This window comes from Pseudomonas sp., from assembly GCF_036387035.1.
GTDB lineage: Bacteria > Pseudomonadota > Gammaproteobacteria > Pseudomonadales > Pseudomonadaceae > Aquipseudomonas.
In genome coordinates, this window is record NZ_DASVUM010000192.1 from 46,806 (window position 1) to 68,885 (window position 22,080).

A 22,080-nucleotide genomic window follows, 5' to 3' on the forward strand; every position below is an offset into this window, starting at 1 on the left:
GGGTACCGCATTATTCTTGCTTAAAGCCGGATTTGCCGTTGGCAGCACGCCACTCTTTGACTTCCTGAACAACAGCCTCTGAACTGTCTTCGCGTCCTTCTTTAGGGTAGAACAGTAGATCTGATCCATCTGGGTGCTCGGTAAGAGCTTCAAATTTCTGCACGTTTTTTATATCTTCCTCTTCGGTATGGTCACCGTTACAAATGCTATCTACGAATTCAAGAAATTCTTTTTCAGTGTAATCAGAGATAAGGCTCTTAGACATTATGTTCTCCTATTTATGAATGCTTATATGTAGCTTTGGTGTGGTAATGGTCATGTTGTCAATATCGTAAACTTTCCCGCCCGCAGCAATCGGTATTTTGTGATGAATTTCAAATTTTTCTCGAGCGCCTACCTTTTCTTTTTTGGGAGTAAAAGGTGATTTTCCGTATTGGAGGTTTATTTTGTTTCTCCTGTTGAACTGAACAGATAGCGTCGGACTGCTAGCTACAGCCTCCCAGAATGCCTTGCGAAAATCTCCAAAGTTACGGAAATGACGCCCTCTAAGCTGGTTTGCAATTTCTATAGGGAGAGCAACCCCCTCTCCAGTCGAAGCTCCGCTCAACCATCTCTCTCCAGCCTGCTCTCCGTTACCTGTTACGGTCCCTGGTTCCTCCCTCCGATCTTTAAACATTACGTAGATCGGGGAGAGTCCCGAGTCTATGGGGAAGACAATGATCAAATCGTTGAAGCTTGTATCTGCCAATTGCGGGTATGTATCAATTCTTCCTTCAGCCGGGGTTATGCTTGGGCCAAGGATCATCGATGGCGCTGGTTCCTCAGTTGGAAGGGTAGTCGAACTGTTCTCGGGCGTTTCTGCTGGCGTCCAGATTAGAGTCCTAGGCGGGCTATCTGCGGTTGTGAGGCTGTAAGTGTTGGTCTCTTGGTGATGCGTAGCTGCGACGACCTTCACTAATGTTGGCAAGCTTGACGCAGTCGCATGAATCACAATGACCTCTGAATTGCCTTCCTCGTGGGGTTTCGAGCTGATTCGAAATGGCAATTCAACAGCACCCCCGTCGGCTGCAACAGTGTGTAGGTCCTGCCTTTCCTCAGGAGCCATTTCTGACAAGGGAAGGCTGAAAAAGTAATCTTCCGGCAGTTCACCATCAGCAAGCTTGGGCGAGTATATCAATGCCGAAACGCCCACAAAAAGCCCGGCAGCCACACTTGAAACTGTTGTGGTCAGAGTTGCTATTGCCGCCCGGATGACTGCATGCAAGGTGAGGGCGCCGGTTTCAACGAGCGCGATAGCACCCGACGCTGTTACCAGCGAGGGCTGAGTAACGCCGATGGATCCTCTTATGTGATAAATGTTGGCCACTGCACTTGCGTCAGCCTCCGGCCCATTGCTCTCATGAGATAGTTTTTGTGCTTCGCTTGCGGCCCGCTCTTGTTCAATTGCTATGCGCTGTGCTTCCGCTTCCGCCTGTGCAGCCAGCTGCGCTTGCTCTTCGGCGTGCCGCCGTGCTTCCGCTTCCGCCTGTGCAGCCAGCTGCGCTTGCTCTTCGGCATGCCGCCGTGCTTCCGCTTCTGCTATAGCTTGTTGCGCTCGAACCACCTCTATTTCGGCGTCTAGAGAGGCAGCTTGTTCATTGAGGATTCTGATCGTCGCTGTGAGAAGCGTGACTCCGTGAGCAGCGCTGTAAGATTCAATCCAGGCTTTAAATACCTCATCAGGGCTCTTTGAGCGTATGCGTGGAAAAAATGCATTTACGAAGTCGACAGGGTTTCGATTTAGAGGACTGCTTCCATAGAATGCGTTGGCAGTCTCATTGCTTCGGTGAAGCTCGTCACTTTTCGAGTTGATCAGCATGTCAATTGCTGCTCTCCTTCGCGTCAGCTTCTCGATCACAGAAAGTGCGGCGCTCCCTACAACTAAATTGATTTCGTCTTCGGTGGCTGCAAAGAGCTGCTGCAGATTCGTCGAATAGTCGTTGTCAACGGCATTTGCAGTGGTGCGTGTAAGTACATAGATTGCGATGCTTGCCCTAGGGTGTCGAATGTTTATTTTCTTGCCAAGCTCTGCCATCGAAGATAAGCCGGAAAATCGTTCACTCCACGGCAGAGGCCGGGCTATATGGCCTGGTAATGTAATTGGAGGCGGAGGTGGTGGTGGCGAGGGCGTAATGATGAGTGGTGGTAATTCAATTTGATTGGGCATGGTGAAGCTCCTTGTTTTTTTTGTCTTCCATTCATCAGTTGAGAGATAAAGCTTAAGTTTGGAAGTTCGCGAAACTGATGTAATGCATCTCCACGTTGCATAGTTTGAGTGTGTTCGGCAAGTGCAATTTTCATTAAGGGATAATAGATAGGTGTGCGAGCTTAGTCGCTTGCCGCTCTGGGGCGGGTGTTTGAAGGTCGTTTACAGTGCGTAAAAAAACGCCGCGATGATCGCGGCGTTTTGGTTCGTTCGTTTAAGCGCTGTCCCTGCGCTCAGGAGCTTGCTTGCGAGTCAGTAACTGCTTTCCGGCAAACTAGCGATGATCGAGCGATAGCTGTTCATTCGCTGCTGCTGAACGCGGCCATCTGCAAGGCCCTGCAACAAGGCACAACCCGGCTCGCGGTCATGCTTGCAGTCACGGAAGCGGCATCGACCGAGCAGGTCATTGAACTCGATGAAGCCCGCTTCGACGTCGGCACGGCTGACATGGCCGAGGCCGAATTCACGAATGCCCGGAGAGTCGATCAGGTCGCCGCCGCGCGGGAAGTGGAACAGGCGCGCGGTGGTCGTGGTGTGCGTGCCTTGGCCCGAATACTCAGACAGCGGCCCGACCCGTGTACCTACTTCCGGCAGCAGGCTGTTGACCAGCGAAGATTTGCCCACGCCGGACTGACCGACGAACACACTGATGTGGCCATCCAGTTGATCCTGCAGTTGCTGCATGCCATCGCCGTGGTGGGCCGAGACTTCCAGCACCGGATAACCCAGCGTGCGGTATACCGCCAGCAGCGCATTGAGCGCAGGGGCATTTTGGTCGTCGATCAAGTCAAACTTGTTCAGCAGCAACAGAGGCCGAATGCCTGCGTGTTCGGCAGCCACCAGGTAGCGATCGATCAGGTTGGCGTGAGGCTCGGGCGCAGGTGCGAATACGATCACGATCAGGTCAACGTTGGCGGCGACCGGCTTGAGCTGGCCTCGGCTGTCCGGGCGGCTCAGCTCGGTGTCGCGGGGCAGTTGCGCAACGATGACGCCGATGCCCTGGTTGCCTGCGCGCCAGACGACTCGATCCCCAGTCACCAGCGCTGGCAGGTTGGCGCGCAAGTGGCAGCGGAATACCTGACCTTGCAGTTCGCCGTCCTGCGCCTCGACTTCTACCTGCACGCCGAAATGCGCGATCACCAGCCCCGTCTGCTCCGGGCCCAGATCGCCGCCTTCCAGCGTTTCGAGGGCGGTTGACTCACGCTTGGCGGCACGCGCGGCGCGCTCGCCCTGAATCTTTTCGATGCGCCAGTTCTGGCGGCGATTGAGTTGGCGTTTGGCCATGGGTGTTCAGTGTCTCGTTTTATGACGCATAAAGCTGCTGAGGTGTGAAACGCGGGGAGTCTAGCACGCCTAATACGCTAAACTGCGCGCCTGAGCTGAGGAGCCGACATATGCAGAACAAACAGAATCTGATCTGGATCGACCTGGAAATGACCGGTCTGGACCCTGATAACGACGTCATCATCGAGATGGCAACGATCATCACCGACAGCGAACTCAACACGCTGGCCGAGGGCCCGGTCATCGCGGTTCATCAAAGCGACGAGCTCCTGGACGGCATGGACGAATGGAACACTCGTCAGCACGGCGGTTCCGGCCTGACCCAGCGCGTGCGCGAGAGCATCATTTCCACCGCCGAAGCTGAAGCCATGACCTTGGAGTTTATCAAGCAGTGGGTGCCAGAGCGCAGTTCGCCGATCTGTGGCAACAGCATCTGCCAGGATCGACGCTTCCTTTATAAGCGCATGCCAACCCTGGAAAATTACTTCCATTACCGCAACCTTGACGTCTCGACCCTCAAGGAGCTGGCCGCGCGCTGGTCGCCTGATCTCAAGTTCAAGAAGGGCAGTACCCACTTGGCGCTGGACGATATCCGTGAGTCGATTGCCGAGCTGCGTTTTTACCGCGAGCACTTCATCAAGTCCTGATGACAGAGCACTGGTCGCCATGCCCGCTCGCCAACGGAGCCGGCCAAGGCGAGTGCTCTCTGTTGGTGCGTCGGTCGAGTGGTTAGACTGCGCTCATTTCTCGCAGGGACTGCCGCCATGTTGTTGATGCTCTACCTCATCGCCATTACTGCCGAAGCCATGACCGGCGCGCTGTCCGCAGGTCGTCGCGGCATGGACTGGTTCGGTGTGGTGCTGATCGCGTGTATCACGGCGTTGGGCGGCGGGTCGGTTCGCGACGTGTTGCTGGGCCATTACCCGCTGACGTGGGTCAAGCACCCCGAGTACCTGATTCTGACCAGTCTCGCGGCGCTGGTGACCATTTTCATCGCTCCGCTGATGCGCCATCTGCGCTCGCTATTTCTGGTGCTCGACGCCTTGGGGTTGGTGGCGTTTACCCTGATTGGCTGCATGACCGCCCTGGACATGGGCCTGAGCATGACCGTCGCCGCTGTAAGCGGGGTCATCACGGGCGTGTTTGGCGGGATCCTGCGGGACATCTTCTGCAACGACATTCCCCTGATATTCCGCCGCGAGCTGTACGCCAGCGTGTCGTTCGCCGCCGCGTGGTGTTTTTTGCTGTGTCAGTACGCCGGGTTGCCGGTGGAGCAGGGGACGCTGATCACTCTGTTTGGTGGGCTGCTGCTGCGGCTGCTGGCGATCAGGTTTCGCTGGGAGATGCCCAAGTTTGTTTACAAGGACGGGCATTGAGCATCGCTCTATCAGAGCAGGCGCCCTGCCGCCCTGGTTTCATGCTGCCGCAGCGCCCATTCCACGTGCTCACGCACCATCTCTGACGGATGCTCCCGCCGCGCCTTCAGCGCTTCGATCACTGGAATGGTGGACGGCGCATTGCCCAGACCCACTGCCAGATTCCTCAGCCAGCGCTCATACCCGGCGCGCCGCAGCGGCGAGCCCTCGGTATTACTCAGAAATGTCGTTTCATCCCACAAAAACAGCGTTGCCAGTTCGGCGTTATCCAGGCCGTGGCGGGGTTTGAAGTCGGCCTGATCGGTCGGCCGGGCGAAGCGATTCCATGGGCACACGATCTGACAGTCATCACAGCCGAACACCCGATTGCCGATCAGTGAGCGCAGCTCTTCGGGGATCGACGACTTCAGTTCAATGGTCAGGTAGGAAATGCATTTGCGCGCATCCAGCACGTAGGGCCCGACAAACGCATTGGTTGGACACACATCCAGGCACGCCGTGCAGCGCCCGCAATGCTCGGTGGCGTGGGGCGCGTCCACCGGCAGCGGCAGGTCGACGAACAGCTCGCTCAGGAAAAAATAACTGCCGGCCTTGCGATTGAGCACCAAGGTGTTCTTGCCGATCCAGCCCAGCCCCGCCTGTTCAGCGATCGCCTTCTCCAGCACGGGCGCGCTGTCCACGAACGCGCGGAACCCGAAGGGTCCGATTGCCTGCTGAATGCGCTCCGCCAGTTGCTGCACGCGCTTGCGAATCAGCTTGTGGTAATCACGCCCCAGCGCGTAACGGGACACGTAGGCTTTCTCGGGCTGCCCCAGCAACTGGGCCATCTGCGTGTCGCCGGGCAAGTAATCCATGCGCAGCGACACCACGCGAAGCGTGCCCGGTACCAGCTCGTCGGGATGCGAACGTTTGCTCCCATGCGCTGCCATATAGTCCATCTCGCCGTGGTACCCGGCGTCGAGCCAGCGCTCCAAGTGTTGCTCGTGCTCGGCCAGGTCCAGCCCCGAGATCCCGACTTGCTGAAAGCCGAGCTCGCGCGCCCATTCCCTGATCGATTGGGCAAGATCAGCCAGCCCGGTTGCCGAGAGGGGCGCTGAGGCTGTGGATGGATCTACAGTTATCGCGGACATGCAAGGAGGACACCGGGGCGCAGGTGCGTATAATTCTGCCAGACATCGGAGCTCAAAGACGCATGTTGCACAGCAAACCGCCATTTCCCGACGCACTGTACAGCGCTGCTCAGGTGCGCGACCTCGACGCGCACCTGATTGCCGCCGGCACTCCCGGCTTCGAGCTGATGCAGCGCGCCGCCCACGCTGCGTGGCGTGCGATACGCCGTCGCTGGCCCGAGGGCAGACAACTAACGGTCATGGCAGGTCGCGGCAACAACGCCGGCGACGGTTATCTCATTGCTGCACTGGCCCGGCGCGCCGGCTGGCAGGTTGGCGTGCTGGCCGTGGGCGAATGCGATGCGCTGGCTGGCGATGCCTTGTTCGCTTATGAAGAAGCCGTTGCGGCAAACGTCGATATTCAGCCCTGGCAGCAGCAAGCGCTGGCCGGGATCATCGTCGATGCGCTGCTGGGTACCGGGCTGACAGGTGAGGTGCGCGCGCCTTACGCTGCGGCCATTCAAGCCATCAACGACAGTGAGTTGCCCGTCGTGGCCGTCGACCTCCCTTCGGGGCTGTGCGCTGACACAGGGCGAACATTGGGCGTCGCGGTCCGGGCTGAGCTGACCGTCACCTTCATCGGTCTCAAGGTCGGGCTGTTCACCGGCGACGCGCCCGATCTGGTGGGTGAGTTGATGTTCGATGACCTGCAGGCGGATGCCGAAATCGTTCGGCAAACCCCGGTCAGCGTCAGACGGCTGGACACCTTCAATCTGCCAACGCTGGCCCCTCGTTCACGCACCGCGCACAAGGGCATGTTCGGCCGCGTGCTGGTCGTGGGCGGCGATCTGGGTTTCGGCGGCGCCGCGTTGCTGGCGACTGAAAGCACACTGCGCACCGGCGCTGGCATGGTCACGCTGGCAACGCGTTCGGAACACATCAGCGCGGCGCTGACGCGATTCCCCGAAGTCATGAGCGCCGGCATCAGCTCGGCCAACCAGCTTCGTGCCTTGATCGAGCCCGCTTCGGTGCTGGTGGTCGGGCCGGGCCTTGGCCAGCACAGTTGGGGGAAAAGCCTGCTGTCCGCAGCGGCCAACGCGTCGTTGCCGCAGGTCTGGGATGCCGACGCGCTGAATGAGTTGGCAACCGGAACAGTGCAGCTCCCGGAGGGCAGCGTGATCACTCCGCACCCTGGCGAAGCCGCGCGTCTGCTCGGGACGGACACTCGACGGGTTCAGGCCGATCGTCCGGCCGCGGCCCTGGCGCTGGCTAAAAAATTTAATGCAGTGTGTGTCCTGAAAGGCAGCGGCAGTCTGATCGCCAACCCTGCCGGTGATCTTTCGCTGGCCAATCATGGCCACCCGGCGATGGCAACGGGCGGGCTGGGTGATGTGCTGTCGGGTGTCATCGGCGCATTGATGGCGCAAAAGATGAGCGCTTACGATGCTGCTTGTCTGGGCGTCTGGCTGCACGCCCTTGCCGGTGAGCAATGCGGCGCCAGCGGACGAGGGCTGGCTGCCGCTGATCTGATTCCTGTTATTCGTGAGCTTCTGGAGGAGCACCAACCGTGTCTGATTTAACCCTGGACCTTATAGGGGAAGAGGCCATGACTCACTTCGGCGCCCGTATCGCCCAAGTGACTGAATCCAATGGAATTATCTTTCTGGAGGGCGATCTGGGGGCGGGCAAGACCACGCTCTCACGAGGCATCATTCGGGGCCTTGGGCATACCGGCGCGGTTAAAAGTCCGACTTTCACGCTGGTAGAACCTTACGAAATGGGGAGAAACCGCGCGTATCACTTTGATCTCTACCGACTTGTTGACCCAGAAGAGCTAGAATTCCTCGGCATTCGGGACTACTTCGAAGGCGACGCCCTGTGTCTCATCGAATGGCCCAATCTTGGTGCAGGCTTTTTGCCAAAGCCCGACCTGATCATTACCATAAGGCCGCTCGATGAAGGTCGAGCACTGACGCTGAGCCCGAAAAGCCCGCGCGGTGAGAAGTGGTGCGCCGCTTTGGCGACGTAGTCCAAACAGAAATTCACATAGAAATTCATCAGATATGGGGTTTGGTATGCGCATGCGCGCGCTGGTTACTGTGATTGGACTGCTGCTGGCGACACTGGCTGTCGACGCGTTAGCCGCTTCACAGGTACGAAGTGTCCGCTTATGGCGTGCTCCGGATAACACGCGGCTGGTTTTCGACCTGTCCGGTCCCGTTCAGCACAGCGTTTTTACGCTGCAGTCCCCTGATCGTCTGGTCATCGACATCAATGGCGCCACCCTCGGTGGCGCGCTGAACGTGCCCACGGCCAACACGCCGATCACCAGCATGCGCTCGGCGCAGCGCACACCTGACGACCTGCGGGTGGTTATCGACCTGAAAAAGGCCGTAACGCCGAAGAGCTTTACGCTTGCGCCAAACCAGCAGTACGGCAACCGTCTGGTGGTCGATCTGTATGACAACGCCGCCGATGCCAATCCGCCGCCATCGGTTGCCGATACCCCGGCTACTGCTGCTCCGGCAACCCCTGCGGTGCCGGTCAGCCCGTCCAAGCCGGAAATCAAGCTCACGCCTGTGCCGAATGGCAAGCGTGACATCGTGGTTGTTATCGACGCCGGTCACGGCGGTGAAGACCCGGGCGCGTCGGGCGGCCGTGGTGAGAAAGAAAAGAACGTCGTTCTTGCCATCGCCAAAGAGCTGCAGCGTCAGATCAATGGCGAAAAGGGCTACCGCGCCGAGCTGACGCGCACCGGCGATTATTTCATCCCGCTGCGTAAGCGGACCGAAATCGCACGCGCCAAAGGTGCTGACCTGTTCGTGTCCATTCACGCCGACGCGGCGCCTTCTTCAGCGGCTTTTGGGGCGTCGGTATTTGCCTTGTCCGAGCGCGGCGCGACTTCCGAGACGGCGCGCTGGCTGGCGGACAGTGAAAACCGTTCCGACTTGATCGGTGGCGCCGGGGCCGTGAGCCTTGATGACAAAGACCGCATGCTCGCCGGTGTGCTGCTCGATTTGTCGATGACCGCATCGCTGACTTCGAGCCTGAACGTTGGCCAGAAGGTCCTGACCAACATTGGCCGTGTGACGTCGTTGCACAAGTCACGCGTTGAGCAAGCGGGTTTCATGGTGCTCAAGTCGCCTGACATCCCGTCGATTCTGGTGGAGACCGGCTTCATCTCTAACGCGGCGGAAGCCAACAAGCTGGAAGGTGCGAGCCATCAGCAGGCGTTGGCGCGCTCAATCACGGCCGGCGTGAAGCAGTTCTTCCAGCAGAATCCACCGCAAGGGACGTACATCGCCTGGCTACGCGACAACGGCAAGCTTGCCATGGGCGCGCGCGAGCACACTGTGCGCCCCGGCGAATCCCTGAGCATGATTGCGGCGCGCTACGACATGACCACGCCGATGCTTCGCACTACCAATCATCTGAGCTCTGACGAACTGAAGGTCGGCCAGCAGTTGAGAATTCCCAGCGCCGAACTGGCAGGTGAGCCGTGACTGACCTGCTGCTCGATAATCAGGAACTGGATGTCAGCGTAAGCGTTGAGGGCCCGGCGGTTGACGCCGCGCGTATCCAGCTGCTCAGCCCTCGACTCGCCAACCAGATTGCCGCGGGCGAGGTCGTCGAACGGCCGGCGTCGGTGATCAAGGAGCTGCTCGAGAACAGCCTCGATTCCGGCGCGCGCCGCATTGATGTCGATGTTGAACAGGCCGGCATCAAGCTGCTGCGTGTTCGTGACGACGGTGGCGGCATTTCTTCCGACGATCTTCCGCTGGCGCTGGCTCGACATGCCACCAGCAAGATTCGCGACCTTGAAGACCTTGAACGTGTCATGAGTCTTGGTTTCCGGGGCGAGGCGCTGGCGTCGATCAGCTCCGTGGCGCGCCTGACGCTGACGTCGCGCACCCGCGGTGCCGATCAGGCGTGGCAGGTCGAGACCGAGGGTCGCGACATGGCGTCGCGGGTTCAGCCCGCTGCGCACCCTGTCGGCACTTCCGTGGAAGTCCGGGACCTGTTCTTCAATACCCCGGCGCGCCGCAAGTTTCTCAAGGCCGAAAAAACCGAATTCGATCATCTCCAGGAAGTGATCAAGCGCATGGCTCTGGCGCGTTTTGACGTCGCCTTTCATTTGCGTCACAACGGCAAGACTGTGCTGAGCCTGCACGAAGCGCGCGATGATGTTTCGCGCGCACGAAGGGTGTCAGCCATTTGCGGCCCCGGGTTTCTGGAGCAGGCGCTGCCGATCGAGGTCGAGCGCAATGGCCTGAAATTATGGGGCTGGGTCGGTTTGCCGACGTTCTCCCGCAGTCAGGCCGATCTGCAATATTTCTTCGTCAACGGCCGTGCGGTGCGCGACAAACTGGTTGCCCATGCGGTCCGTCAGGCCTATCGCGACGTGCTGTTCAACGGCCGGCACCCGACCTTCGTGCTGTTTTTTGAAGTCGACCCTGCGGTCGTAGACGTCAACGTCCATCCCACCAAGCACGAAGTGCGGTTCCGCGACGGGCGCATGGTTCACGATTTTCTGTATGGCACGCTGCATCGAGCGCTCGGCGATGTACGGCCTGAAGATCAGCTTGCCGGTACGACCTCGGTGACCGCGCTGGTGCGCCCAAGCGGGCCGGATGCTGGCGAGTTCGGGCCGCAGGGCGAGATGCGCCTGGCCAATAACGTGCTGGAAACGCCGCAGGGCCAGGCCTGGAATACTCCGGCCGGCGCCGCACCCGGCTCCGGCAGCGGCGCAGGTTACCAGTATCAATACACGCCGCGGCCATCGTCGGTACTGCCCGCTGAAGAAGCGCGTGCCGCTTACAGCGAGTTCTTTGCGCCGTTGCCCGGCCCGCAGGCTGTTGCCGCCGCTGGCAGTGTTTCTTTGCCCGAATCCCAAGGCGATGTTCCGCCGTTGGGCTATGCCCTCGCTCAGCTCAAAGGCATTTATATCCTCGCCGAGAACGCCCATGGTCTGGTGCTGGTGGACATGCATGCGGCCCACGAGCGAATTATGTACGAGCGCTTGAAGATCGCCATGGCCAGCGAAGGGCTAAGTGGTCAGCCGCTGCTGGTGCCGGAGTCGATTGCGGTCAGCCAGCGGGAGGCCGACTGCGCCGAAGAGCACATGGTCACCTTCCAGCAGTTGGGCTTCGAATTGCAGCGCCTGGGGCCTGAGACGCTCGCCATCCGCCAAATTCCCGCACTGCTCAAACAGGCTGAAGCGAACCGGCTGGTGCATGACGTTCTGGGAGATCTGATGGAATACGGCACCAGCGATCGCGTCCAGGCCCACATGAATGAGCTGCTGGGCACCATGGCGTGCCATGGTGCGATCCGCGCCAATCGCCGGCTGGCCATTCCGGAAATGAACGGCCTGCTGCGTGACATGGAAAACACCGAGCGCAGCGGTCAATGCAACCATGGACGGCCCACCTGGACTCAATTGGGTCTGGATGATCTGGACAAATTATTCCTGCGCGGTCGGTGATGAGTGCTCTTCCTCCGGCCATCTTTCTTATGGGGCCGACCGCCGCCGGCAAAACCGACCTCGCCATCGAGCTGACCAAAGTCCTGCCATGCGAACTGATCAGCGTGGACTCAGCGCTGGTCTACCGCGGTATGGACATCGGTACCGCCAAGCCCTCAAAAGCGCTTCTGGACAAGTATCCGCATCGGCTCATCGATATTCTCGACCCCGGCCAGAGCTATTCTGCGGCGGATTTTCGAACCGATGCACTGCAGGCCATGGCTGAAATCACCGAGCGGGGAAAAATTCCTCTGCTGGTGGGCGGCACGATGTTGTATTTCAAGGCTCTACTGGAAGGCCTGGCCGATATGCCTGCGGCTGACGCCACGATTCGCGCGCAGATTGAGGCGCAAGCGGCCAGCGAGGGTTGGCAGGCATTGCATGATGAGCTGGCGAGCATCGATCCGGTTTCGGCAGCCAGAATTCACCCCAACGATCCTCAGCGGCTGGTTCGCGCGCTGGAAGTCTTTCGGGTCAGCGGCATGAGCATGACCGCACACCGCGAACAACAAAGTGCGCAAAGTGCTCAAGCGAGCGCTTCGGGGCGTCATCAATTGCCCTATACTGTCGCAAATCTCGCGATCGCACCGACGGATCGCAAGGTGCTCCACGACCGAATTGCTGTGCGTTTCAGGCAAATGCTTGATGAAGGATTCGTTGAAGAAGTCGTAGCGCTACGTTCGAGGGGGGACCTGCACTCGAATTTACCGTCTATAAGAGCTGTAGGGTATCGGCAGGTCTGGGATCATCTGGACGGCAAGCTGACTCGGGACGAGATGCAGGAGCGCGGCATCATTGCCACGCGCCAGTTGGCCAAGAGACAGTTCACCTGGTTACGCAGCTGGCAGGATTTGCACTGGCTGGACAGTCTGGCTTGCGACAATCTGCCACGCGCCTTGAAATACCTGGGGTCGGTCTCCATATTGAGCTGAGTCCTTGCAATAGCCGTCTATCCTTGGGGGATAGCCTTCGGGAGGTAGCGGCCCAAGCCAATGTTTTCGAATTATTCTATTGATCCTTAAAGGAGTGCGGCACATGTCAAAAGGGCATTCGCTACAAGACCCTTACCTGAACACTTTGCGTAAAGAAAAGGTTGGGGTTTCGATCTACCTGGTAAACGGTATCAAGCTGCAAGGCACCATCGAATCTTTTGACCAGTTCGTTATTTTGCTGAAAAACACCGTCAGCCAAATGGTCTACAAACACGCCATCTCGACCGTCGTTCCTGTTCGCCCGATTCGTCTGCCCAGCGCTACCGAATCCGAGCAGGCTGATGCCGAGCCGGGTAACGCCTGATAGGAGTCTGCTTTGTTCTTTGAGCGCCACAGCGGTGGTGAACGGGCCATCCTCGTTCACTTGGATGGTCAGGACCCTGAGGCGCGCGAAGATCCGCAGGAGTTCCGGGAACTGGCACTGTCGGCCGGCGCCGACATTGTCGCGTTCGTCAACGTGCCAAGGCATCGGCCAACGGCCAAATATCTGGTAGGCAGCGGCAAGGTCGAGGAATTGCGCGACCTGGTCAAAACCGAAAAGTCAGATATCGTCATCTTCAATCACGTCCTCACACCCAGTCAGGAACGTAACCTCGAACGTGTTTTCGAGTGTCGCGTGCTAGACCGTACGGGGCTGATTCTCGACATCTTCGCCCAGCGGGCACGCACCCATGAAGGCAAGCTGCAGGTCGAACTGGCCCAGCTTGAGCACATGAGCACGCGCCTGGTTCGTGGCTGGACGCACCTTGAGCGCCAGGGCGGTGGTATCGGTCTGCGTGGTCCGGGTGAAACCCAGCTCGAAACAGACCGCCGCCTGTTGCGGGTGCGCTTGCGTCAGATCAAGGGCCGGCTTGAAAAAGTCCGCAGCCAGCGTGATCAGGCCCGTCGTGGTCGTTCTCGCGCTGACATCCCGACGGTCTCGATTGTCGGCTACACCAACGCCGGCAAGTCAACGCTGTTCAATGCGGTGACCGACTCCGACGTCTACGCGGCCGATCAACTGTTCGCGACCCTCGACCCGACGCTGCGTCGACTTGAAGTCAACGACTTGGGACCTATTGTGTTGGCCGATACGGTGGGATTCATCCGCCACTTGCCGCACAAGTTGGTCGAAGCCTTTCGAGCTACGCTGGAAGAGTCGAGCAACTCCGATCTGCTGTTGCACGTGATCGACTCTCACGAGCCCGATCGCCTTGAGCAGATCGAGCAGGTCATGGTGGTGCTGGGTGAGATTGGCGCTCAGGACTTGCCGATGCTGGAGGTCTATAACAAACTCGATCTGCTTGAAGGGGTTGAGCCGCAGATTCAACGCGATGCCGATGGCAAGCCGCAGCGAGTCTGGGTTTCGGCCCGTGACGGGCGTGGTCTGGACTTGCTCAAGCAAGCCATCGCCGAAGTGTTGGGCAACGATCTCTTTGTAGGGACCTTACGCCTGACGCAGGAATTTGCCCGGTTGCGCGCCCAGTTTTTCAAGCTGGGTGCGGTACAGAGCGAAGAACACGACGAACAAGGCCAGAGTCTCCTGGCTGTACGGTTACCCCGAGTTGAATTCAATCGCCTGGTGAGTCGCGAAGGACTGCAGCCGCTGGAATTCATCGAGCAACACACTTTGCAATAAAAGCCTGACAAAGCGGTTGTACCGCTTTGACGGGCATTCTGTAGCATTGGTCGGCGCGCCGCGGGCGCGTCTTTGCTTTATCAGATGGAGAGCGCTATGGCTTGGAATGAGCCGGGTGGCAACTCGAATAATCAGGATCCTTGGGGTGGTAAGCGCAAGGGCGGCGACCGCAAGGGGCCACCGGATCTCGACGAGGCCTTCCGTAAGCTGCAGGAAAGCCTGAATGGGTTGTTCGGTGGTGGCAAGAAACGCAGTGGCGATGGTGGCGGCAGCGGCGGTGGTTCCAGCAGGGGCGGTGGCCTCGGCCTGCTCGGCATCGGCCTTGTCGTGCTGCTTGCAATCTGGCTGTACAACGCGATCTATGTAGTCGACGAGCAGGAACAGGCCGTTGTGCTGCGCTTCGGCAAGTACTACGAGACCGTCGGACCAGGCCTGAACATCTACTTCCCGCCGTTCGACCGCAAGTACCTCGAGAACGTGACGCGTGAACGTGCGTACAGCAAGCAGGGCCAGATGCTCACCGAAGACGAGAACATCGTCGAAGTGCCGCTGACCGTGCAGTACAAGATCACCAACCTGCAGGATTTCGTCCTGAACGTTGATCAGCCTGAAGTCAGCCTGCAGCATGCGACCGAAAGTGCCTTGCGTCATGTGGTCGGTTCGACCGCCATGGATCAGGTGCTGACTGAAGGCCGTGAATTGATGGCCAGTGAAATCAAGGAACGCCTGCAGCGGTTCCTGGATACCTATCGCACCGGCATCACCGTGACTCAGGTCAACGTGCAAAGCGCTGCGGCGCCGCGCGAAGTCCAGGAAGCGTTCGATGACGTGATCCGCGCCCGTGAAGACGAGCAGCGCTCACGCAACCAGGCCGAAACCTACGCCAACGGTGTGATTCCGGAAGCACGAGGCCAGGCGCAGCGTATCGTCGAAGACGCCAACGGTTATCGTGATGAAGTGGTCTCTCGCGCCAAGGGTGAGGCGGATCGCTTTACCAAACTGGTCGCCGAGTACCGCAAGGCACCGGAAGTCACGCGTGAACGTCTGTATCTGGACACCATGCAGGAAGTCTTCAGCAACACCAGCAAGGTGCTCGTGACCGGTGACAAGGGTCAGAACAACCTCCTTTACCTGCCGTTGGACAAAATGATCGATAGCAGTCGTAACGGTTCCAACTCGTCTACCACTGGCGGCGCTGCTGCCGCACCGGTAGACCCGGGCTCACGGGCAGCGGATATGCAACAGCAGCGTGACACGCGCACTAGGGAGACTCGCTGATGAGCAATAAATCTCTGGTGGCCCTGATTGTCTGCGTCGTGTTGGCCGTGGTCGCATGGAACAGCTTCTATATCGTCGCTCAGACCGAGCGCGCGGTGCTACTGCAGTTCGGTCGCGTGGTTCAGGCGGATGTCTCGCCAGGCCTGCACGTTAAGATTCCTTACGTAAATCAGGTGCGCAAGTTTGATGGTCGATTGATGACCCTCGATGCGCCGACTCAGCGTTTTCTCACGCTGGAAAAGAAAGCCGTGATGGTTGACGCCTATGCCAAATGGCGTGTGAAGGACGCTGAGCGCTTCTACACCGCGACATCCGGCCTGAAGCAGATTGCCGATGAGCGTCTGTCTCGTCGTCTCGAATCCGGTCTGCGTGACCAGTTCGGCAAGCGCACGCTGCATGAGGTGGTTTCGGGTGAGCGTGACGCGTTGATGGCTGACATCACCGCATCGCTCAACACCATGGCGGGCAAAGAGCTGGGCATCGAAGTTGTTGATGTTCGGGTCAAGGCCATCGATCTGCCGAAGGAAGTGAACCGCAGCGTGTTCGAGCGCATGAGCACCGAGCGTGAGCGTGAAGCCCGTGAGCATCGCGCCAAGGGTAACGAGTTGGCTGAAGGTATCCGTGCCGACGCCGATCGTCAGCGCCGCGTGTTGTTGGCGGAAGCGTATCGCGAGTCTGAAGAGGCACGTGGCGACGGTGATGCACAAGCGGCTGCGATCTACTCCAAGGCGTACGGTCAGGATCAGGAGTTCTACGCGTTCTACCGTAGCCTGCGCGCCTACCGTGAAAGCTTCGCGAACAAGAGCGACGTCATGGTGCTCGATCCTAGCAGCGAGTTCTTCCGCTATCTGGAAAAAGCCAAGCCGTAATCGCATCAGCATCTGAACACTCCGCCGGGCGGCAAAACGGCCCGTCGGGGTGATCACGCGACAAAACGTGTGTATGATGCGGCAGCCGGGAAATTCCCGGCTTTTTTGCGTCTGCACGATTGATTGGCCGTGGCGTGTTCCGTGCGCGGCAGTTTTTTCGAGGACGGTGTTCACGATAGGGCGGCGCATCAGGCATCGGACTTTCCATGCCCTGCGTCCGCAGAATGCTGTCTGCTTCACTCAAGGCTTGCCCAAGGGCCGGCCGCCCGGATCATAGGGGAAAGGCGTAATGGCAACGGTTGACCGCTGGCTGCTGCCGGATGGCATCGAAGAAGTACTGCCGCCGGAAGCTGCGCGCATTGAAGTCGCGCGTCGTCAGGTGCTGGATCTGTTTCAGAGCTGGGGCTACGAGTTCGTCGTAACCCCGCACATCGAATACCTCGAATCACTGCTCACGGGTGCGGGCCAGGATCTGGATCTGCGTACCTTTAAAGTTGTAGATCCGCAATCGGGTCGGCAGATGGGTTTCCGCGCGGACATCACGCCGCAGGTCGCGCGCATCGACGCGCACACCCTGCGTCGCGAAGGTCCGAGCCGTCTCTGCTACGCTGGCAGCGTGCTGCATGCTCAGCCGCGGGCGTTGTCTTCCTCGCGCAGCCCGATCCAGCTGGGCGCTGAACTGTACGGCGATGCGAGCCCGAGCAGTGACGTTGAGGTCATCAGCCTCATGCTGGCGATGTTGCGGCTGGCTGATGTTCCGGACCTTCACATGGATCTGGGCCACGTCGGGATTTACCGTGGCCTGGCCCGTGCGGCGGGGTTGTCCGGCGAAGTCGAGCAACAGCTGTTTGATGCACTGCAGCGCAAAGCCATCGACGAAGTCATCGCATTGACCGAAGGTCTGCCCGCTGATCTGGCCAGCATGCTGCGCGCGCTGGTAGATCTGTGTGGCGACCGTACGGTGTTGGCACAGGCGCGTGACCGTCTGGCGAATGCGCCAGCGGCCGTCATTGAAGCGCTGGATGATCTGCAGGAAATCGCCGAACGTCTGTCGGCCCGGTTCCCTGAGCTACCGTTGTATTTTGACCTTGGCGAATTGCGCGGCTACCACTACCACACCGGTGTAGTGTTCGCGGTGTTTGTGCCAGGCGTGGGCCAGTCCATCGCGCAGGGCGGTCGTTACGACGACATTGGCGCCGACTTCGGTCGTGCGCGCCCGGCAACGGGTTTCTCCACCGATTTGAAAACCCTGGTGACACGCGGTCAGGCGCCGATCGAGCTACCGTCTGGCGGTATCTGGATGCCGGACAGCACTGATGCGGCGCTCTGGCAAATGGTCTGTCAGCTGCGCGCTGAAGGTCAGCGTGTGGTCCAGGCGTTGCCAGGCCAACCGGTTTCAGCGGCGAAAGACGCCGACTGTGATCGGCAATTGATTCAGCAGGGCGAGCGTTGGCAGGTAATGCCGCTGGCCTCTTGAGTTTCCCCGCCGGCCGCTGCCGGCACCAAGTTTGCGTGAATGAGGACAAGTGTTATGGGTAAGAATGTCGTAGTCCTGGGCACCCAATGGGGTGATGAGGGCAAAGGCAAGATCGTTGATCTGCTGACCGAACATGCAACCGCCGTAGTGCGTTATCAGGGCGGCCACAACGCCGGCCACACGCTGGTCATCGACGGCGAAAAAACCGTCCTGCACCTGATTCCGTCCGGTGTCCTGCGCGAAGGCGTGCAGTGCCTGATCGGCAACGGTGTCGTGGTTGCGCCTGATGCGCTCATGCGCGAAATCACCAAGCTGGAAGAGAAGGGCATTCCGGTGCGCGAGCGCCTGCGCATCAGCCCGTCCTGCCCGCTGATCCTGTCCTATCACGTGGCCCTTGATCAGGCGCGCGAAAAAGCCCGCGGCGAGCACAAGATCGGGACGACCGGTCGTGGTATCGGCCCGGCTTACGAAGACAAGGTTGCACGTCGTGGTCTGCGCATCGGTGATCTGTTCCACCGCGAACGCTTCGCCGCCAAGCTGGGCGAGCTGCTGGATTACCACAACTTCGTTCTGGTCAATTACTACAAAGAGCCGGCGATCGACTTCCAGAAGACACTCGACGAGTGCATGGAATACGCCGAGCTGCTCAAGCCGATGATGCTCGACGTCACCGCAACGCTGCATGACATGCGTCGCGCCGGCAAAGACATCATGTTTGAAGGTGCCCAGGGTTCCCTGCTGGACATCGACCACGGTACCTACCCGTACGTCACCAGCTCGAACACCACGGCAGGCGGCATCGCCACCGGTTCCGGCATGGGTCCGATGTACCTGGATTACATCCTCGGTATCACCAAGGCCTACACCACTCGCGTGGGTTCGGGTCCGTTCCCGACTGAACTGTTCGACGACGTCGGCGCGTTCCTGGCCAAGCGTGGCCACGAGTTCGGTGCAACCACCGGTCGTGCGCGTCGCTGTGGCTGGTTCGACGCCGTAATCCTGCGTCGTGCCATCGACGTCAACAGCATCTCGGGCATCTGCCTGACCAAGCTGGACGTGCTTGACGGTCTTGAAACCATCAATATCTGCGTGGGTTACAAGAACGAGAACGGTGCAGTCATCGATGCGCCGACCGACGCTGACAGCTACATCGGCCTGGAGCCGGTGTACGAAGAAGTGCCGGGCTGGTCGGAATCGACGCTAGGTGCCAAGACCCTGGAAGAGCTGCCTGCCAACGCTCGGGCTTACATCAAGCGCCTCGAAGAGCTGGTCGGCGCGCCGATCGACATTATTTCGACGGGCCCGGACCGCAACGAGACAATCGTCTTGCGCCACCCATTCGACTGATAAGTCGTTGAAACGCAAGCAAAGGGTCGCCTCGGCGGCCCTTTGTTTTGCCTGTGAAAAAGACTTGGGCCTGCGGCACGACCCTTGCTGTGATTCCACTTATAAGACGATGCCATCATTTTGCTGGCGTGTGTTGTGGGGGATCTCCTGTGTCGGCCGTTACTTCTCTTCTGCGCAGCCGCTTGCTGCGGCCCGTATTCATCGCTCTTGGTATCGCTCTTCTGGTGCAGGTGCTGGTTGCCGTTGCCCTCACTCGGAGCACGGTCACTGCGCTCGAAGCTGATCTGGCGGCGAGGCTCAGTGTAGATTCGCAACATCTGACGGGTGAGCTGGAGCAGGCGAGCCGCGACGTCACGTCTAGTCTGGACAGCCTTTCGCAAAACACACGTCAGCGCCTGAGCGCCGGGTTGTCGACACGCCTGAAGGATGAGCAGAAGCAACTGCGTGCGACGCTGGAGAAAGACCTCAAGGATTCAGCGACTGACATGGCCGAGCTGCTGGCAGCCGTTGCGCCGCGGGCAATGTGGGATGGCGATACACCAGCGCTGTCGGAGTTTGCGCGGCGCGCGCAACGCAATCCGAACGTATTGTTTGTGGTGTACGACGATGCTCAGGGCGAGCACTTGACCCGTTATCTGAACCGTGAGAACGAGTCGATCAAGCTCTTGCTGGCGAAGGGTGAGGGCGAGCGCGCCATGGACAAGGTCCTGAACGCGGCGCAGAAAGACCCTTCGGTGTATTACGTCGAAGCGTCGATCAGCCCCAATGGTGTGGAGATCGGCAAAGTGCGCATGGGCGTGTCCACCGCATCGGTGGAGGAGAATCTAGCGGCGCTGGACAAGCGTTTCAATGCCTTGATCGGCAGTGGCGATCAGTTGGTCTCGGAAAGCCTGGGCGGCGCTGCGACGGAGAGCTCGGCCGCGTTGCGCTCACGTCTGCAAACGGCGCAATCGTCCGCCACCGCAATGGCGACCAATACCAGCGCCGCCGTGCAGGAAGCCGCAAGTACGCTGCGCTGGAGAATAGGCGTCGGGCTGTCTCTGGTGGGGCTCGGTGTGCTGGTGGTATTGGCCATCGTGCTGGGGCGCCGCGTCGTGCTGCGCTTGCAGTTGCTCAACCGCGCGCTGGATGATCTGGCAGCCGGCGAAGGCGATCTGACCAAGCGCGTCAAACTCAACAGCAATGATGAAATAGGCGACATGGCTGCGGCCGTGAACCGCTTTGTTGACAAGTTACAGCCGATCGTTCGCGAGGCGGGCGACGTGGCGCAGCAAACCGGCGTGGAAATCGGCGCCATGAGCAAGCGCAATGCAGGTGCTGGCGCGGCTGCCGAAATGCAGCGCGATGAAGTCGCTGCCAGCCTTCAGGCGCTGGCGCAGATGGCGGACGAAGCGCAGGCCGAGAGTCAGGCGATGCAGGCCGCGCTGCGGCAGGTGGTGGATATCCGCCAGGCAACCGATGAAAACACCCGGACGTCCAATCAGGTCGGCAGCTTGATCGAGGCGCTGGCCGGGCAGGTTGAGACCGGTGCCCAGGTCATCGAGCGGCTGGCGCAGCAAAGCCAGCAAATTGAAGTGGTGCTGGAAGTGATTCATGGCATCGCCGAGCAAACCAACCTGCTTGCCCTTAACGCTGCGATTGAAGCAGCGCGTGCCGGCGAGACCGGTCGGGGTTTCGCCGTTGTCGCCGATGAGGTGCGCGCGCTGGCCAGCAAGACGCAAAGCTCAACGGGCGATATTCAAGAGCACATCGCCAAGCTGCAGTCGGGCGCGCGTGAAGCGGTGGCCACGATTGGGCTTGCCGGGCGCCAGGCCAAGGAAGGACTTGCGGTGCTGAAGGACAGCGCCCGGTTGCAGCAATCGGTGCAGGCGTCGGTCGAGCAGGTCCATGCGGCGATTGGCCTGGCGACCCGGGCGGCGGAGCATCAGGCGCAGGGTGCGCAAGCGGTGCGGGGGCGCGTTGAAGTCATTCACGCCCAGGCGGAGAAGGCTGCGCAAGCCGTGGTGGAAACGACGGCAAGCGGCAAAACCCTGGACAGACTGGCTGCACAGCTCAAGGCGAGCCTGGGGCAGTTCCGTGCATGAACCCGGCGGCGCAGTGACCGCCGATATCAGGTCGCATGCGTCTTGATAGCCTTTTCCACTGGTGACACTTGCCCACTGACATTAGTGTCAGTAGACATGCTTGCACGCGGTTCCTAGCATTGAGCTGCGCCTGAAGCTGCCGAAAGGAGGCAGGCGCTTTCTAACCCGGTCTGGTTGCACCTGCCGGGTTATATCTCATGGAGGAATGCCCCATGCCCAGCGATCCAGTCGTCTATAAATATCCATCAAAACCCGTAGTGCTAAAGCTCGCCGACGTCGCGACGGTGAGTCCGTACATCATCCTTGCCAACCAATCTTTTTTAGCGACTGAAGTAACGTCTGCAGCCTCGGCATCCGTGAGCACTAGTGGGCTGCCTTTTATCCTGAAGGCGGAGCAAAGCCCTGGGTACTTCAATTTCAGGCTTGGTGATCACTTGAAGGTGGTATTGCTGGAGGCAACTGGCTCGGACTCGAAAATCTATTGGGAGGCTGAACTGGACATCCGCGAGGACCTGACTGAATTGGCTGTACCTTTCGACAGTTTGAAAGCGCTTGAGGGTCGGTCGGCCTAAATCCGCTACTACGTCACAACAAGCGTTGAGGGCGGCGCCAAATCGGTGACCCGAACATCCGCGGCTGCTTATTTTGAGGTGCGAGGTACAGGCGGGTGAGCAGAGGAATGAGCGCTCATGGCGCGAGCTGCTTGCCTTGGGAATGCTCCATAAAGCAGTACCCGTAAACAAAAAAACCGAGCACTTGGCTCGGTTTCGTTTGTTTGGTGCCCAGAAGAAGACTCGAACTTCCACGACCTTGCGGTCACCAGCACCTGAAGCTGGCGTGTCTACCAATTTCACCATCTGGGCATGGCGCTGATTTA

The 22,080-nt window shown here is 59.5% G+C and carries 19 protein-coding genes and 1 tRNA gene; 15 read left to right on the top strand and 5 right to left on the bottom strand.

Annotated features, from left to right (window positions below):
- Positions 1–10: 10 nt before the first annotated feature.
- The 3 genes from VF672_RS18430 to rsgA all read right to left on the bottom strand — a co-directional run bounded on the left by VF672_RS18430 (position 11) and on the right by rsgA (position 3,529).
- Positions 11–265 carry a bacteriocin immunity protein gene (locus VF672_RS18430; protein ID WP_331105989.1) on the bottom strand — a complete coding sequence of 85 codons (255 nt, stop codon included), beginning with the start codon at positions 263–265 and terminating at the stop codon, positions 11–13.
- Between the two features lie 9 nt (positions 266–274).
- Positions 275–2,206, bottom strand: a complete 1,932-nt coding sequence (locus VF672_RS18435) for an S-type pyocin domain-containing protein (RefSeq protein WP_331105990.1) — start codon at positions 2,204–2,206, stop codon at positions 275–277.
- 291 nt (positions 2,207–2,497) lie between these two features.
- Positions 2,498–3,529 carry a small ribosomal subunit biogenesis GTPase RsgA gene (gene rsgA, locus VF672_RS18440; protein ID WP_331105991.1) on the bottom strand — a complete coding sequence of 344 codons (1,032 nt, stop codon included), beginning with the start codon at positions 3,527–3,529 and terminating at the stop codon, positions 2,498–2,500.
- A 110-nt stretch (positions 3,530–3,639) separates the two neighbouring features.
- Here rsgA and orn point away from each other — a divergent pair, with 110 nt between their 5' ends.
- Positions 3,640–4,176: an oligoribonuclease gene (gene orn / locus VF672_RS18445; protein ID WP_331105992.1), complete on the top strand. Its 537-nt coding sequence runs from the start codon at positions 3,640–3,642 to the stop codon at positions 4,174–4,176.
- Between the two features lie 117 nt (positions 4,177–4,293).
- Positions 4,294–4,905 carry a trimeric intracellular cation channel family protein gene (locus tag VF672_RS18450; RefSeq protein WP_331105993.1) on the top strand — a complete coding sequence of 204 codons (612 nt, stop codon included), beginning with the start codon at positions 4,294–4,296 and terminating at the stop codon, positions 4,903–4,905.
- Positions 4,906–4,916: 11 nt separating this feature from the next.
- Here VF672_RS18450 and queG read toward each other — a convergent pair whose 3' ends face one another.
- A complete protein-coding gene (gene queG / locus VF672_RS18455; RefSeq protein WP_331105994.1) occupies positions 4,917–6,035 on the bottom strand; it encodes a tRNA epoxyqueuosine(34) reductase QueG in 1,119 nt (372 codons plus the stop codon).
- Between the two features lie 62 nt (positions 6,036–6,097).
- On the opposite strand from queG, the gene VF672_RS18460 reads away from it, so the two are divergent.
- The 13 genes from VF672_RS18460 to VF672_RS18520 all read left to right on the top strand — a co-directional run bounded on the left by VF672_RS18460 (position 6,098) and on the right by VF672_RS18520 (position 21,775).
- Positions 6,098–7,594, top strand: coding sequence for an NAD(P)H-hydrate dehydratase (locus tag VF672_RS18460; RefSeq protein ID WP_331105995.1), 1,497 nt, complete (start codon positions 6,098–6,100; stop codon positions 7,592–7,594).
- The gene (gene tsaE, locus VF672_RS18465; RefSeq protein ID WP_331105996.1) at positions 7,582–8,043 is read left to right on the top strand and encodes a tRNA (adenosine(37)-N6)-threonylcarbamoyltransferase complex ATPase subunit type 1 TsaE; all 462 of its coding nucleotides are present in this window, start codon (positions 7,582–7,584) and stop codon (positions 8,041–8,043) included. The genes VF672_RS18460 and tsaE overlap by 13 nt, the downstream gene beginning before the upstream one ends.
- A 34-nt stretch (positions 8,044–8,077) precedes the next feature.
- Positions 8,078–9,517: an N-acetylmuramoyl-L-alanine amidase gene (locus tag VF672_RS18470; RefSeq protein ID WP_331105997.1), complete on the top strand. Its 1,440-nt coding sequence runs from the start codon at positions 8,078–8,080 to the stop codon at positions 9,515–9,517.
- 26 nt (positions 9,518–9,543) lie between these two features.
- Positions 9,544–11,499 (top strand): DNA mismatch repair endonuclease MutL, encoded by a 1,956-nt coding sequence (mutL, locus tag VF672_RS18475; RefSeq protein WP_331106007.1) that lies wholly within the window; start codon positions 9,544–9,546, stop codon positions 11,497–11,499.
- Positions 11,499–12,470, top strand: coding sequence for a tRNA (adenosine(37)-N6)-dimethylallyltransferase MiaA (gene miaA / locus VF672_RS18480; RefSeq protein ID WP_331105998.1), 972 nt, complete (start codon positions 11,499–11,501; stop codon positions 12,468–12,470). Before mutL ends, miaA begins: the two co-directional genes overlap by 1 nt.
- A 103-nt stretch (positions 12,471–12,573) precedes the next feature.
- Positions 12,574–12,834: an RNA chaperone Hfq gene (hfq, locus tag VF672_RS18485; protein ID WP_019691505.1), complete on the top strand. Its 261-nt coding sequence runs from the start codon at positions 12,574–12,576 to the stop codon at positions 12,832–12,834.
- A gap of 12 nt (positions 12,835–12,846) precedes the next feature.
- A complete protein-coding gene (gene hflX, locus VF672_RS18490) occupies positions 12,847–14,148 on the top strand; it encodes a ribosome rescue GTPase HflX (protein WP_331105999.1) in 1,302 nt (433 codons plus the stop codon).
- 96 nt (positions 14,149–14,244) lie between these two features.
- The gene (gene hflK / locus VF672_RS18495) at positions 14,245–15,426 is read left to right on the top strand and encodes an FtsH protease activity modulator HflK (protein WP_331106000.1); all 1,182 of its coding nucleotides are present in this window, start codon (positions 14,245–14,247) and stop codon (positions 15,424–15,426) included.
- Positions 15,426–16,295 carry a protease modulator HflC gene (hflC, locus tag VF672_RS18500; protein ID WP_037015724.1) on the top strand — a complete coding sequence of 290 codons (870 nt, stop codon included), beginning with the start codon at positions 15,426–15,428 and terminating at the stop codon, positions 16,293–16,295. The genes hflK and hflC overlap by 1 nt, the downstream gene beginning before the upstream one ends.
- A 289-nt stretch (positions 16,296–16,584) precedes the next feature.
- Complete coding sequence (locus tag VF672_RS18505; RefSeq protein WP_331106001.1) at positions 16,585–17,772, top strand: ATP phosphoribosyltransferase regulatory subunit; 1,188 nt, start codon at positions 16,585–16,587, stop codon at positions 17,770–17,772.
- Between the two features lie 54 nt (positions 17,773–17,826).
- On the top strand, positions 17,827–19,119 hold the full coding sequence (locus VF672_RS18510; RefSeq protein ID WP_331106002.1) for an adenylosuccinate synthase: 1,293 nt from the start codon (positions 17,827–17,829) through the stop codon (positions 19,117–19,119).
- 149 nt (positions 19,120–19,268) lie between these two features.
- Positions 19,269–21,203: a methyl-accepting chemotaxis protein gene (locus VF672_RS18515; RefSeq protein WP_331106003.1), complete on the top strand. Its 1,935-nt coding sequence runs from the start codon at positions 19,269–19,271 to the stop codon at positions 21,201–21,203.
- 212 nt (positions 21,204–21,415) lie between these two features.
- Positions 21,416–21,775, top strand: a complete 360-nt coding sequence (locus tag VF672_RS18520; protein ID WP_331106004.1) for a hypothetical protein — start codon at positions 21,416–21,418, stop codon at positions 21,773–21,775.
- A gap of 204 nt (positions 21,776–21,979) precedes the next feature.
- On the opposite strand, the gene VF672_RS18525 is transcribed toward VF672_RS18520, so the two are convergent.
- Positions 21,980–22,066: transfer RNA gene (locus VF672_RS18525), tRNA-Leu, on the bottom strand.
- Positions 22,067–22,080 lie beyond the last annotated feature (14 nt).